The sequence below is a fragment of the Methyloradius palustris genome, assembly GCF_019703875.1.
Classification (GTDB): Bacteria; Pseudomonadota; Gammaproteobacteria; order Burkholderiales; family Methylophilaceae; genus Methyloradius; species Methyloradius palustris.
In genome coordinates, this window is the sequence record NZ_AP024110.1 from 2154518 (window position 1) to 2167314 (window position 12797).

At 38.3% G+C, this 12797-nt stretch carries 15 protein-coding genes; 5 read left to right on the plus strand and 10 right to left on the minus strand.

Going from position 1 to position 12797, the window contains the following annotated elements; translation table 11 throughout:
• Window positions 1-55: 55 nt before the first annotated feature.
• From ZMTM_RS10330 to ZMTM_RS10340, 3 genes are all read right to left on the minus strand, one after another.
• Window positions 56-478 carry an ExbD/TolR family protein gene (locus ZMTM_RS10330; RefSeq protein WP_221763770.1) on the minus strand — a complete coding sequence of 141 codons (423 nt, stop codon included), beginning with the start codon at window positions 476-478 and terminating at the stop codon, window positions 56-58.
• 19 nt (window positions 479-497) lie between these two features.
• Window positions 498-1103, minus strand: coding sequence for a MotA/TolQ/ExbB proton channel family protein (locus tag ZMTM_RS10335; RefSeq protein ID WP_221763771.1), 606 nt, complete (start codon window positions 1101-1103; stop codon window positions 498-500).
• 141 nt (window positions 1104-1244) lie between these two features.
• Window positions 1245-1400: a hypothetical protein gene (locus tag ZMTM_RS10340; RefSeq protein WP_221763772.1), complete on the minus strand. Its 156-nt coding sequence runs from the start codon at window positions 1398-1400 to the stop codon at window positions 1245-1247.
• 228 nt (window positions 1401-1628) lie between these two features.
• On the opposite strand from ZMTM_RS10340, the gene ZMTM_RS10345 reads away from it, so the two are divergent.
• Complete coding sequence (locus ZMTM_RS10345) at window positions 1629-2162, plus strand: hypothetical protein (protein ID WP_221763773.1); 534 nt, start codon at window positions 1629-1631, stop codon at window positions 2160-2162.
• Between the two features lie 6 nt (window positions 2163-2168).
• On the opposite strand, the gene ZMTM_RS10350 is transcribed toward ZMTM_RS10345, so the two are convergent.
• From ZMTM_RS10350 to ZMTM_RS10365, 4 genes are all read right to left on the minus strand, one after another.
• Window positions 2169-3065, minus strand: coding sequence for a reverse transcriptase family protein (locus ZMTM_RS10350; protein ID WP_221763774.1), 897 nt, complete (start codon window positions 3063-3065; stop codon window positions 2169-2171).
• Window positions 3058-3363: a helix-turn-helix domain-containing protein gene (locus ZMTM_RS10355; RefSeq protein WP_221763775.1), complete on the minus strand. Its 306-nt coding sequence runs from the start codon at window positions 3361-3363 to the stop codon at window positions 3058-3060. The genes ZMTM_RS10350 and ZMTM_RS10355 overlap by 8 nt, the downstream gene beginning before the upstream one ends.
• A 635-nt stretch (window positions 3364-3998) precedes the next feature.
• Entirely contained in the window at window positions 3999-4625 is a 627-nt protein-coding gene (locus tag ZMTM_RS10360) for an AAA family ATPase (protein WP_221763776.1), read from the minus strand.
• 2 nt (window positions 4626-4627) lie between these two features.
• Window positions 4628-5296 (minus strand): hypothetical protein, encoded by a 669-nt coding sequence (locus tag ZMTM_RS10365; protein WP_221763777.1) that lies wholly within the window; start codon window positions 5294-5296, stop codon window positions 4628-4630.
• Between the two features lie 144 nt (window positions 5297-5440).
• On the opposite strand from ZMTM_RS10365, the gene ZMTM_RS10370 reads away from it, so the two are divergent.
• Entirely contained in the window at window positions 5441-6214 is a 774-nt protein-coding gene (locus ZMTM_RS10370) for a hypothetical protein (RefSeq protein WP_221763778.1), read from the plus strand.
• A gap of 164 nt (window positions 6215-6378) precedes the next feature.
• On the plus strand, window positions 6379-6867 hold the full coding sequence (locus ZMTM_RS10375) for a hypothetical protein (protein ID WP_221763779.1): 489 nt from the start codon (window positions 6379-6381) through the stop codon (window positions 6865-6867).
• A 116-nt stretch (window positions 6868-6983) separates the two neighbouring features.
• On the opposite strand, the gene ZMTM_RS10380 is transcribed toward ZMTM_RS10375, so the two are convergent.
• Window positions 6984-8018 carry a hypothetical protein gene (locus tag ZMTM_RS10380; protein ID WP_221763780.1) on the minus strand — a complete coding sequence of 345 codons (1035 nt, stop codon included), beginning with the start codon at window positions 8016-8018 and terminating at the stop codon, window positions 6984-6986.
• Window positions 8019-8185: 167 nt separating this feature from the next.
• Here ZMTM_RS10380 and ZMTM_RS10385 point away from each other — a divergent pair, with 167 nt between their 5' ends.
• Entirely contained in the window at window positions 8186-8755 is a 570-nt protein-coding gene (locus ZMTM_RS10385) for a tyrosine-type recombinase/integrase (protein WP_221763781.1), read from the plus strand.
• A gap of 97 nt (window positions 8756-8852) precedes the next feature.
• On the opposite strand, the gene ZMTM_RS10390 is transcribed toward ZMTM_RS10385, so the two are convergent.
• The gene (locus ZMTM_RS10390) at window positions 8853-11891 is read right to left on the minus strand and encodes an STAND family AAA ATPase (protein ID WP_221763782.1); all 3039 of its coding nucleotides are present in this window, start codon (window positions 11889-11891) and stop codon (window positions 8853-8855) included.
• Window positions 11892-12041: 150 nt separating this feature from the next.
• Between ZMTM_RS10390 and ZMTM_RS10395 the strand changes: the two genes are divergently transcribed.
• The gene (locus tag ZMTM_RS10395; protein WP_221763783.1) at window positions 12042-12485 is read left to right on the plus strand and encodes a DUF6641 family protein; all 444 of its coding nucleotides are present in this window, start codon (window positions 12042-12044) and stop codon (window positions 12483-12485) included.
• A 54-nt stretch (window positions 12486-12539) separates the two neighbouring features.
• On the opposite strand, the gene ZMTM_RS10400 is transcribed toward ZMTM_RS10395, so the two are convergent.
• On the minus strand, window positions 12540-12770 hold the full coding sequence (locus ZMTM_RS10400; RefSeq protein ID WP_221763784.1) for a hypothetical protein: 231 nt from the start codon (window positions 12768-12770) through the stop codon (window positions 12540-12542).
• Window positions 12771-12797 lie beyond the last annotated feature (27 nt).

A 12797-nucleotide genomic window follows, 5' to 3' on the forward strand; every position in this document is an offset into this window, starting at 1 on the left:
AATGCGCAAGTGATTCAAGAACAAACAAAGCCAAGTAATAACATGGCTTTGGATATTAAGAGCCCGATTTGATTTGAGTAGCAAAAGTGATGTGAGTGAAGTTTTCCTGACGGGCTGCTTCCATCACATTCACTACAGACTGATGAGTGCTATTACCATCTGCATTAATCACGATAGTTGGATCTTTACCATCAGGCACGGCACGGCGCAATGCCTCGCCTATGCTCGCCACATTGGGGTCAGATAGTGCAGTGCTGTTCACCGAATAATGTCCTGATGCATCAATATCTACTGTGATTATCAGCGGCTTTTCCTGTTGCGGATTAGCTTCAGCCGTCGGCAGATTAATCTGTAGTTCGCTCACACGTGAGAAAGTCGCGCTGACGACCAAGAAGATGATGATGACCAACAGAACGTCAATCAGTGGCACTAGGTTCATTTCCAGATCTTCGTGCTTTTTTCCGCGTTGAAAATTCATGTCTAGATGGCCTTAATAATTATTTACGAACGCCGTGGATGATTTCAACCAGCTTGATTGCCTGTTGCTCCATTTCGATGATTAAACCATCAACCTTGCCGCGGAAATAACGATAGAAAATCATCGCTGGCACAGCCACCACAATACCGCCGGCTGTGTTGTAGAGCGCAATTGAAATGCCGCGAGCAAACTGTGCAATATCATGGCCTGTAGAAGTGAAGGCGCCGAACAATTCCACCATACCGATGACGGTACCAAGCAAACCAAGCAAAGGGCTAACTGTAGCAATAGTTCCCAGAGCCGTAAGATAACGATCCAATTTGTGAGCAACTGAGCGACCAGACTCTTCAATGGCCTCTTTCATGACTTCGCGTGGCGCATCTATATTGCTCAAAGCACTGGCAAATATTTCACCGAGTAAAGAATGCTGCGCCAATTTGTCACAGGCTTCTTTGGTAATGCTGCCTTGGCTTAAGCCTTTTTGTACTTCTGGTAGTAAATTACTTGGGGCGACGATGTCTTCGCGCAAAGCCCAAAAACGCTCAGCGATAATCGCCAAGGTCACTACAGAAGCGAATATCAGAGGCCAGATTGGCCAGCCAGCCGCTAGAATAATTTCCCACACAGAAGTGCTCCTAAAGGTTCTATAAATTGCCGCTACTTTAGCGCGCGGGCAGATTTTCAGCAAGCACGCCTTATATTAATCGCTGGCATTTACCTTTCTTAACAATCGGTGACCATTCACAACCATAGTGTTCTTCGGTAACTATTCGCTTTGAGCAGTCCAGTAGTGTTTTGCCTGTTGCCGCCATCGTTGAATGATGATGCCCTGCTTTTCAGTAAAATCGAGCAATACCGCGCCATCTTGGTCTGAGCGATATATATGACTACCTATCGCCTCATATTTATCTACGATTTGCACTTTAGGATGCCCAAACCGATTAAGGTAACCGACAGTAAAAACTGCAATTGCTGGCTCAACTGCGGCAACAAACTATGCCGTAGGCACTGCGAAGCAGTCTTAAACAACATTGAGAGACAATATTATTTAATTGATTAAGTGCTACCGTAGGTATGTCATTAAGAGTGTTAATAGGCTTTGCTATTATTAATGCTCAATCAATAGTCTTTTTGAATTAAGGTTTCGATAATGAAGAAAAATAATAATTTGATGCTTTACTTAATAGCACTTTATTTGCTGTTTACATTAGTTGGATGCACGACATTTCCGACAGAAGCACCCACGTTTAATGCTGATTCAATAGCTAACTTAGGGATCAAGTCAGCAGAAATTAAAGCACAAGAAAAAGCATTGTTCGGTGTGACATCACTTGATTCGACTGTCGCAGACCTAAGACCAAGTTATGTCATTCAAACAGGTGATGCACTTTATTTTGTGACTTGGAACGAAGGGCTTAAGCAATATAAGAAAGAGCTATCTTTGCCGTTAGGTCGTATCAATAGTGTTGCTTTGGTTAGATATGGAACGTTCGGACACATAAGGCAGGTTCACATAACGACTGATTCAGAGCTGGTCGTAATGAGTTTTACTGTGGGTGAGAATGAAATCGCTGAGAAGGCATTTTCGACACTAGCTGATGCTGGTGTGAAAGTGTCGGAGAAGAGTCAGTTTGTCAGGGGTGCTAATGATAGCTTAGTTATACCTTTATTTATTTCGAGATAGTAAGAATCAGCTATAAATGAGGGTAGGCTGGTAATCTATCAAACCAGCATTTACCTTTTCAATTTGTTTGGCCTGTTGCAAAGAGCCTTTTAAGGACTTCTTTAATATGACTTTATCAGCTTCTGACACTGCATTTTGAATAGCAATTTTTTTATCACGTATTGTTTTATGCTGTTCATTGGGTAGTAAACATTGATTATATTTGACAATTACGCCTGTGAGTTTTTTGGGTGCATAAGCCGAATAAGTTATGGTTTTTTCAACAGACATGCTCAACCCATAACTAAGAATCATTTTACGAATTTCATACAAGAATGCTCTATTTGCTTGTGAGCCAGATATGGTTAAGTCGTCGACATACAAAGTAAAGCTGCAGCCTGCGGAATTTGCATGTGAGTGAATTTGGTCAAAGAGTTTTTTGCAGGCAAAGAAAGCAACATAACCACTAATCACGCTGCCTGTAGGTAAATGCTTTTGTTGAAAGCAACAAATATTTGCCAATATCTCCGCAATATCTTTGGCACATTTAAACTGTTCGACAAACATTTGTTTAACCATCTGTTTGCTGATACTAGGGAAATATTTTGATATGTCTGTCTTAGCGACTGGATGAATGCCTTTATGTTCATAAGCATTATCTACATATGATCTAAACTTCTGAGAATAGACATAATCAGGAACTCGAATTCGAGCTAAGTAGTAGGCGATTTTGCCGTGCACTACATTAAGCAATCCAACTGGATGCTGTATTGGTCTATTTTTTTTATTTAGAAAAGTACGGTAACTTCCATCTTTCAGTAGCCTATCAAGTCTGTTTAACTTGATATTTAGGCGTTTCTCAAGTTGATTAAGCCCAACAATACGATATAGAGGCGACTGATCAATTGAGTATTGCTTATGCATTAGTCACCAGATCAGTTTCTTCGATCCATTCTAGTAGCTTCAGAACCTTGTCTGCAGCAGCCACTTTTAATTTATCGGTTGGCTTGTAAGGTTTCGCCATTTCTTCTGAAAATAACAAAATGGTAGACACTGGCATTTTGAAAGTTTCGGAATATTTAGTGAGAAGCTCTATCGGCGGAGTTTTGACACCCTTTTCAATTTCGCACAAGTACGTATTCGAAATCTCAAACTTTTTAGCTAAATCAGTTTGAGTATATTGGTGGTATGTTCGAAGCAATTTTAAAGCACGGTTTAACAAAACGTATCCTTTTAGAGAGTTGGGGTGCTGACTAATGCAGTGAATCAATAATACGTAAAACTAAAACAACAAAACGTAATAAAAGTGCTAAAACTTGAATTGTTGTCGGACTACGTAAAATCGACTTCAGTTTACTAATCAACCAATGCCAAACGGTATGCTTCAAATTACACATGGTAATTCTCCTTGTTGTGCCACTGACAACAGTTGCCAGTGGTCGTTGTCCACAATAAGGAAGAGCTATTGGCAAATTTTTACCCCACTACTAACAGCACGTTTGAATAGTTGTCTTCAAACGTGCTTATGCCGACTCATATATCGTATTACATACTGCAATCTGCGTAATGCGACATGTGAGGGACATACATTAGAGTCAAAGACTCCACAGTCAGTTACCTGACCCATACAACACAACGAGTTATGCTCTTTAGCTACATGAGCATTAAAACTCAATTAAGATAGAATGTCAAAACATTATTCGCTATTAGCGAAATATATTATATTTATAGCGAGAAATATTAAGATTTGGGGAAATCAGAAAGCTGGAGAATCGCCCAGCAAATGGCAAAATATTTGAGAAGCCATCAATCAATTTCCCTAAACAAAAAACCCCAAAGAATGGGGTTTTTTGTTTATTACGCTAAAGCAATTTCAAACTGCAATTGTTTAAGCACTTTACGCATATCGGGAAAACAATTACGTACTATTGACTGAATTACGCTTGTATCAGCAGACAGACCCTCGTTCTCAAGTATTTGCTGCGCCCTAACAACCATTTTTTGTCTCAGTAAGAGATCACCACTGTTAAATGTGAAATCAATTGGATGAAGACGTGAATGCAATGCGGCAGACAATTTTTCAGGATTATTTGCAGTGAACACAAACATATTACCGAATGACATTTTTTCAATAGTATTACGCAGACTATTTTGAGCATCAGGTGTTAGTGCATCACTTTCATCCATTACTATTACTCGGAAGTCACTGTAAATAGACGGTGTCATAGCAATTTTTTCAAGCGTTTTTATTGAATCAATGCCTCTGAACATAGAACAATTTGTTTCATAAAAATTGTCATGTAATAAACGTGCAGCAGTTGTTTTACCAGTGCCAGGATTTCCGTGAAAAAGAAGGCTTAACCTTTGTTTTGAGTCACGCATTTTGATTAATCGAGACATAGTGCTGTCAGGCAAAATCATGTCTTCGAGCTTTTGTGGGCGATATTTCTGCGCCCAGTCAGTTTGATTAACTAGGGCGTCCATGTTTAAACCACGCTTTCTGCAGTTAGTTGAAGTTCAGCCAACATATTTTCGAGTATTTTGCTAAAAGCGACACTGCACTTTGCACGTTGCTGGTAAGCATCTACGAATGTTTTAAGTTCCAGTACTTCATGTGAGGTTGGCGTATTTTCGAAGTGAATTGCAATGCAATAACGATTGTCAGCTAATACAGTTTGGTTGCTAGTTGGTAAAGCTGGAGAATCAACAGGCGGCTTTGGGTTCTGAATGGAACTTGAAGGCTTATCGGTAGTTGCATCCACAAGTTTTTGCGCTTCTGCGCCAGTTAGTGAAGTGCTGAGCTTTTGTTGTAAAGCGAGGCTAGTAAAAGCGTCATCGCTAAGTGCTGCAAGTATGTAAAGGGTGGTCCAATTACTTGGTAAATTTACTGCGTGTTGCATAAATAAGTCGGCTTTTGAGCCAATTTTATTTAATTTAACTAAAGCTTTTGACTGGCTATCAAAGCGAATCTGCGAACAGAAAACTTGGTAGTCGGCAGCAGGTAGCTTTTTTGCAGCAACGACAATCTTAGCCATTTCAATGACTGATTCTGTTGATTTTCGCGAAAAATTATTGAAGCTGGTAGCTAAATTTTCTGGGCTATGAATTGGTGATTCGGTTGGTATTGTTACAATTTTATCACTAGTGTTTAACATAAGTTTCTCTCTATAAATTAGTAAGTTACATTTTATTAGTTATTGAAAATTGACTTGAGTTACAAGCCAACTGATATTTTATATGTTTGATATATAAACACTATTGCACTTTGAAACGTAACATATCAGGTGTTAATATTACTTATGACTTGGATACCTGCCTTTTCTTATCCGCCACCTGATTTCTCTTTAACTGACCCTGCGGAACGTTTGAAAAATTGGGAAAATTGTATTTACTATTGGTGGTATGAGTATCTGAAGTGCAACGATGCATATGAAAAATGTTGCGCCCAAAAACGAGACCCATTTTCTCAATCAAAACGACATAAATTGGATAAGCTTTATCATCATATGGGGGACGTTCATTCACTGACATTTGAGGATTGGTGGAATTTAACTCAACGTGGTAATGAGTTGTTTTCGGAACGTGGTTTTAATGACTACTTCACTGTGATTGATGACTACGATGATCTTCTGCCACATGAATTTAACGAAAAAGATGACTTAGTTTTTATTAGAGTTCCACTTAGAACGCAATCGAAGCGCTCATTGAAACAGAGCTTTAGTCAGCTATTAGATGAGCTGCACAGAGGGAAACAGGGGAAACGTACACTAAAGACATCTCAGGCTCTGTATAAGGTGCTGGGAAGACCTAAGATTAAAGCTTTAAAGCTTCATTTAGATATATATAAATTCTGGACGGAAAATCATAAACCTTATGGTGAAGGTATGCCTGATTGGCGGATTTTTCAGGAGTTTGATTTATACACTGAAGATAATAGAGAAGAATACTCAGTTGAAGACCCTGATTCGACAAGTAAATTAGTGATGAGCGTGATAATTAGTCGGCATTTGAAACGCGCAAAAGCCTTAATTAAAAATACTGCGTTGGGGCGTTTCCCTGACTATCAAAATTAAAACTGAAGCAGGCTCATATTGTGAACATGGTTCTATTTGGAACCATGTTCTAAGTATCACGAATTGCATAATGATCTATTGAACGATATTAAAACTTCTTAGGGTCTTAATTAACGGCTGCATTTGCGTCTATTGTTCATATTCATAGAATAGGTAATAAAAAAATGACTTTGAAAATTCAAGGTGGGCGATATCTACTACTAAGCAGTCTTTTAGCATGTCATTTAGCCTTTGCTGGTGATCTACCTGACCCTTTAATTACACCTGGTGCAATTGATTCAAGTATTACTCAGGAAAATATACAAGAGACAGTATGCGTCAAAGGTTATACAAAGACGGTGCGACCACCCGCGTATTACACCAACAAGCTGAAGAAATCGCAGCTAAGAGAGTATGGCTTTGCTGATCAAAACCCTAAACACTATGAAGAAGACCATCTCATTCCACTGAATATCGGTGGTGCACCAGAAGACAGATTGAACCTGTGGCCTCAGACTCGCATAAGTGAATGGAATGCATCTAAGAAAGACGTATTAGAACTGAAGTTGTATAAACTGGTTTGTGATGGCAGAGTGCCTTTAGCAGAAGCGAGACAGGCTATGGCAACCGATTGGATAAAGGCATACAAGCAATACGTACAGAAAACTGATTGAGATAGTCTAATAGGATGTTGTAGAATAAAATCATAACAATTCCCTTGTTATGATTTAAATTTAGAAGTTTAAGACCCCGTAATTGGGGTCTTTTTTTATTCGATAATCATAAAACACTATAGATCATTTGCCTTCGTTTTGCCCTTTTGAGCTTCTGCCGATAATTTACTAGTATGGGCTGCATCGACATAAACCAGTTTCATAAAGCGATCCAGTGTTGGCACAGCAGAGCTAATGTCATTCGTCAAAAAGAAAACAGAGCTATGGTTGGTCGCATAAAGACCAATTTGTCCCGCTGCAAAGGTTATGACAACTTGATCCAATTGCGCTTTATTAAACGCTGAAATTTGTTCATCAGAAACATTCTGGGTCATCCCATACTTATCTGCTAAACCTTTACCCAGAGAAACGTAGCGCTCGTTATTAAATTGCCCCAAATTTAATTCGACGGCGACAAGTTTGCCGTTTTCAACGTAAGGGATAAGTGTTCGCTTCTCAGACATAAACTCAATAGTGCATCCGCCACCAATCAAAGGATTCGCAGAGTTTGCTAACCATTGGTCAACTATACCTGAATCGAAGGTAGCTACTTTGTCGTCGAATGCTTTTCCGTCTGCCTTCACTTGAACGAGTTGTTGCTCTAACTCTGCGGCGTTTGGATGTGCATTAGGGGCTAACTGATTTAACTCTCTTTGTTGCTGCTCATAATCTATAAAATCCTGTCCACCTAAAGCTACTTCGTTATTATGTGCATTGATTAAACATCTATCATGTAAGTAAGTAGGCTTTGAATCGCAATCGTTAGGAATTGGTGGGTGGTTATTTTGATACTCAGTAATCGATTTCTGTAATTCGGCGATTCTGATTTCCTTATTGGTTCGCCCTTGTAAATCAGCTTCTAATTGCTTTACTTTGCGTTCAGTAAAGTCGGATGTAAAAGTCGCTTTATAGTTATCAATACATTCAGGTAGTTTTGCAACATCACTTTTCGACATGCCAAACACAAAATCTTTATAGCCAGATATGGCGCTCGATGCTGCACTCGCAGGTTCAGCAGGCGAGCCAGTTTCATTATTCGCTTGTTCACTCGCTTTATTACACCCCGTCAAACTAGCCAATACCAGTATTGGAAACACTACATTATTAATCATTTTTCGCCCTTTTTATTAGTCTTATTACCTGTATGAATAGTTAAATTCTTAGGTATTGCAGTAGGCCAATGAAATCAAAGGGAATGTGTTGAGCAAAGTTTCAGTAGGAAAGGTATTACCTATGAAATTACACTCAACAAACGAAAAATACGTGTATTGGGGTCAATATGGCACAGGCAAAGTCACTATCAGAAGTTGAGTTAAAACGCGTTTTGGCAGTAGCGGCAGCAGGTCGAAATGCAGCGCGTAACAAGGCAATGGTATTGCTAACGTTCTACGCAGGGATGCGAGTTGGTGAAGTCGCAGCGCTTAAATGGAAGGACATTAAGGACGGTGACGGCTCAATCAAAAACGAGATACGGCTCAAAGCGGAGCAGACCAAAGGCAAACATGGCCGCACGATTATGGTCGGTGAAAAACTCAGAAAAGAGCTTTCGACATACGCGGAGCTAGTTAAATCAACGGACGATACTAAGCCAGTGATTTACTCGCAACGTAATAGAGACGGGTTCAATTCAAATACGCTGTCACAAGAGTTTAAAACGCTCTATAAAAAGGCAGGTATCACAGGTGCGACAAGCCACAGTGGGCGCAGAACGTTTATTACGACATTGGCAAACAAGGGGGTTGGTGTTCGAGTGCTGATGTCTTTAGCTGGGCATCGCAGTATTACAACAACCCAGCTTTATATCGACATTAACGATGAGATGAAACGCAGCGCAGTGAATTTGCTATAGCTGCTTGTGATAGCCAGCGAAACTCGTGTAACGTTTGGCTTATGTTGTTGTAGGGATTCAAACAGTTATCTCGTTACAACGACTATTAACTATTTTCTTAGGTATTTTGTTTACCAATCATTTTCGTTTTACTGTGTAATAAATCAATAGATAGTGATGAGTCCATACTGATCTTCAAATATTTACACAAGTTTTGTTTTTCTTCGAAACTTGTATGAAATAAGTACAAGTGGAATACGCCCAATGATTGAAGAATAGTAAAAGCAAAGGCATTTGGTTGAAGGTCTTCGGATAACTTTCTTATAGTATCCATTGGAATCTTTCCTGCCTGTGTGAGCTTAGTTGCGGCATAAAGAAGTTTTTTAGCATTGGTCGGGTCTTTTTTTACATATGCATCTAAATCTTCTTCTAAAGATTCAGTATTAATATTTTGTGCGGATTTGATTATGAAGTTAGTAGAAACTAATCCTAATAATCTAAATGCAAATTTTCGTGCGGCCTCTTTTTTTCTTGCTGCGTCTAATTTTTCTTCAGGGTCATCAATTAAACCTTCGATTGATTTAACAAGAGCCTCAGGGTCTTCCGTCATTATTTCTATAATTCCTCGGATAAGCCTTAATGGCCCACTTACCACTTGATGCAATAAGTCAGATTTAACCGTTTTTTCTAGTGATCCATAATAATTCTTCAGTATTTGACCCAAAATTTCTGCAGTGCGAAGCATAAGATTAATTTTGCCTATGAATTTCAAATCGTTTGTGTCTGAATCTTCATAGTCATGTTGTTCATTTGTATCCTGCATTTCTCGCAGTTGCATTTGATTCAAGTGAACATTTGGAGCTTCTATCAATATCCCTGTAACTGAATCAATCAAACTATTTAATACATCAGTATCCCCGTTAAACTCCATTGCCTTGTATTCAGGGAAGCAATTTTTTAAGACGTTCGCTACTTGATCGATTACCCATGTGTCATTGCTATGATGTGTTAGAAACAATACCGAATGCGCGTTTGCTCTACGATTTAAGTTTGAACACCAATCCCCAACAATTTGTTTGACCTTGTTGTCAGGATGGCTTAAATGCTCTGCTGCATACATACCTACAAAGTAATAATAAATATAGGGGTAGGTAAAACTATAATAATCATCTTGTCTGGTTAATATTTTTGCTGCCGTTAGTAAATCTAATCGTTCTTTAAGTTGTACCGTAATATATTTATCGGAAAAGATACGGTTGAACTCATTTAACTCGCTCAGAGAAGCCTGATGTATTTCGGTTGTTGAATAAAGCCACGCCAGATTTGCCAAATAATTAAAAAGCTCGTTAAATTTATCAGGCTTCAGCCCGACATCTTTAAGACTTTTGGTAATTAAATATTGGTAATAATAGGCAAAACTACTGTTCTGCAATTCGCTCTGCTGGTGCTGGTCTGCGCTCAATAACAGAATGAGTAAATAAATTGGTTGTGAAGGAACTAGGTTTTTACCAACGACAGTATTTAAGATACTTTCTACTTGATGTACTTTCTTGTCGTAATCCTGAAGATTTGAAATGTCACTGCATTTGCACCATTTCCTCACTAACTGAAGTCTTAAACGTAAGTTAAATCTCAATAACTCATATGTATCGTATGGTTTTAGAATTTCTGCTGCATCTGGGGTTAAGAGTTCTGTTACTTCAAAGCCAATGTCTGCAGTTATGACAAATGCAGAAAAATGTTTCTCTAAATACTGTAAAAGCTTAGCTACAAATTTAGGGCCGCCTTTTAGACGGTCTAAATCGTCGATTAAAATTACCCGTTTTGATTTCTCTGACTGCTCGAAACAATTTACGTCAACATATTGTTGTGCTGCACAGCTTCTTAATGCCTTTAAAATGTCTGTGTCTGTGAATGCATTAATTGATGAAGCTCTTAAATATAATGGGAACAAACCTTTCAAATGACATTCTTTGAACATTTGATAAAGTAGAACTGTTTTTCCAGCCTTCTCTTCTCCGATAAACAATAACTTTGTGCCATCATCAATTTTACTGATTAATTTTTCAGTTGATGTAATAACAGCGGTATTGCCAGGATGACATCTATTTCGGGCATCTGGATATACAAATACATCGTCTAAATTGATTTTTTGTGTGAGGTGAGAGAAGTTACCGCCAGGGTCATTAACTTGAGCTAAAAATTCTTTAGAAACTTTACTTTTAACGACAATATTCTTTTTGTCATCTGTAAATTCCCGAATTTTAGGATTGTCTACCTGAATAATGTTCCCATTAATTATTTCAAACTTATTCTCAGTTACTATTTGCTCTGCAGATTTAAAATCTAAAATTGAGAAAGTTGGAATTGCGCTTCCATGTGGTTGCAATGCTCCCGCTTCAAAATAAACTGTGTCTCCTGAGTCATTATCTAAAACAGAGATGTTAGTTACGTGCTCGTGTCCAGATAGAACAAAATGCGCTTTGCCCTGAAGGCATTTCCTAAAATTTTGGTATGTATTTTGTTCATACCAATTAAACGGCTGATGTAATAGTACAAATCTTAGGTCTGCTGGTTGCTCAAATAGCTGTTCATAGTCATTTACAGGATAAATTAACTTACCTTGTTCCTCTGGTATTTGTGACATCCAGGCGCCGTTTAAAAGAGAAAAACGTATTTTTTGGCCTGTTATTTCAACTTCAATTTCTTTCCATAACTGATCACTATAAATTGGAACAATTTCCAAAATAGTTGATTCAAAATCAAAATAATTTTTTTGTGCTTTGGTACAGTTAGCTACGATTTCGCTATCTTTTGCCAATTCAGGATTTGCAATTATTGATCCAATAATTGTTTCTCTTACAGAATCTATAGGTTTTAATACACAATCGTGATTCCCAGGCACAACTAGAATATTTACGGGTACTTCCGTTTCTGCGGAAACTAGTTCTTTTATTCTTGTAAGAAATTCCAGAGCTATTAAATATTGTGAATGTGAACCACTATAAGCAATATCTCCTGTAACTATAATAAAGAAAGCATCACATTCTCGAGCTGATTGATAGCAAATCCTGGCTATCTCATCGTTAAAGCCTATTATGAAATTTTCTTCATCTGAGAAGTGTATATCGCTTAGGTGAAGTATCGAAATTTGCATTTCGTTTCCTTATTATTGTTCAATCTGTTATTAAGTTTCTGATTCTACCCGACTTTTTATTCGATAGACTGACTAGGAATGTTTAACCTATGAAATTAACATTTGTTCAGGTACAGCCTGCTATGGCTGAATTACCTGAAGGAATTGTAAATGTCATTACTACAAGCATTAAAGATCGTAACAAGCAAACGACCTACCCAATTAACTCCAATTCAACATCGCCGTAACAAGCTAATCAAAAAGCTACATGAACAGTCAGAATGCGCTAAAGCGAGGGCTGAAGGTCGCGATTGCTCATTTAAACGTTATCGCACACTAAAAAATAAAGAAACTGGTGAACGTACGCAAGTTGAACAGCAATATAGTATTAAACAATGGTGGTACACCAATGATGAGGGTAAGACTATTTTTGAAATTCGATATGGCAGTCGTTTAGTAGAAATTGCTAAAGGCAAAACAGGAGTGGAAATTGATAGCCCTGAAAAGCTAGTTGAAACAATTGACCTGCTGAAACGAGCTATTGAAGCAGGTGAATTGGATGAGGGCATCAATGCTTTGGTTGGTGCTTTTGGACGGCAGATTAAGAAGAAATGATGCGTGCAGGAAAGTTGCATTGAAAAGAGCTTTCCTGCCAAATGTAAATCATCTTTAAGTTTCAAAAAATACGGCAACAGCCAGAGTGACTCCAGCACCAGCAGCAAAATAAGCAGCCCATAAATTTTCATTCGCTGAAAGAATTGCGAAAGATTTATAATTTTCTGGAGTCAAATTCTCTAATAGTCTTAACTGACTCTCTGCTGATACTTTCCAAAGCACACCAGAAAGTACGCTCATAGATGCCGATATTGCAATAAGGCTTTTCCTTATTCCTTCATTCATTATGTGTTCCTAATTGTTGATATAAAT

Bases quoted from the DNA above. Each gene is read 5' to 3' on its own strand.
- ZMTM_RS10370 (WP_221763778.1), top strand. From the start codon at position 5,441: ATGACTTGGATACCTGCCTTTTCTTATCCGCCACCTGATTTCTCTTTA.
- ZMTM_RS10400 (WP_221763784.1), bottom strand. From the start codon at position 12,770: ATGAATGAAGGAATAAGGAAAAGCCTTATTGCAATATCGGCATCTATG.
- ZMTM_RS10385 (WP_221763781.1), top strand. From the start codon at position 8,186: ATGGCACAGGCAAAGTCACTATCAGAAGTTGAGTTAAAACGCGTTTTG.
- ZMTM_RS10380 (WP_221763780.1), bottom strand. From the start codon at position 8,018: ATGATTAATAATGTAGTGTTTCCAATACTGGTATTGGCTAGTTTGACG.
- ZMTM_RS10390 (WP_221763782.1), bottom strand. From the start codon at position 11,891: ATGCAAATTTCGATACTTCACCTAAGCGATATACACTTCTCAGATGAA.
- ZMTM_RS10375 (WP_221763779.1), top strand. From the start codon at position 6,379: ATGACTTTGAAAATTCAAGGTGGGCGATATCTACTACTAAGCAGTCTT.
- ZMTM_RS10330 (WP_221763770.1), bottom strand. From the start codon at position 478: ATGAATTTTCAACGCGGAAAAAAGCACGAAGATCTGGAAATGAACCTA.
- ZMTM_RS10360 (WP_221763776.1), bottom strand. From the start codon at position 4,625: ATGGACGCCCTAGTTAATCAAACTGACTGGGCGCAGAAATATCGCCCA.
- ZMTM_RS10350 (WP_221763774.1), bottom strand. From the start codon at position 3,065: ATGCATAAGCAATACTCAATTGATCAGTCGCCTCTATATCGTATTGTT.
- ZMTM_RS10365 (WP_221763777.1), bottom strand. From the start codon at position 5,296: ATGTTAAACACTAGTGATAAAATTGTAACAATACCAACCGAATCACCA.
- ZMTM_RS10395 (WP_221763783.1), top strand. From the start codon at position 12,042: ATGTCATTACTACAAGCATTAAAGATCGTAACAAGCAAACGACCTACC.
- ZMTM_RS10345 (WP_221763773.1), top strand. From the start codon at position 1,629: ATGAAGAAAAATAATAATTTGATGCTTTACTTAATAGCACTTTATTTG.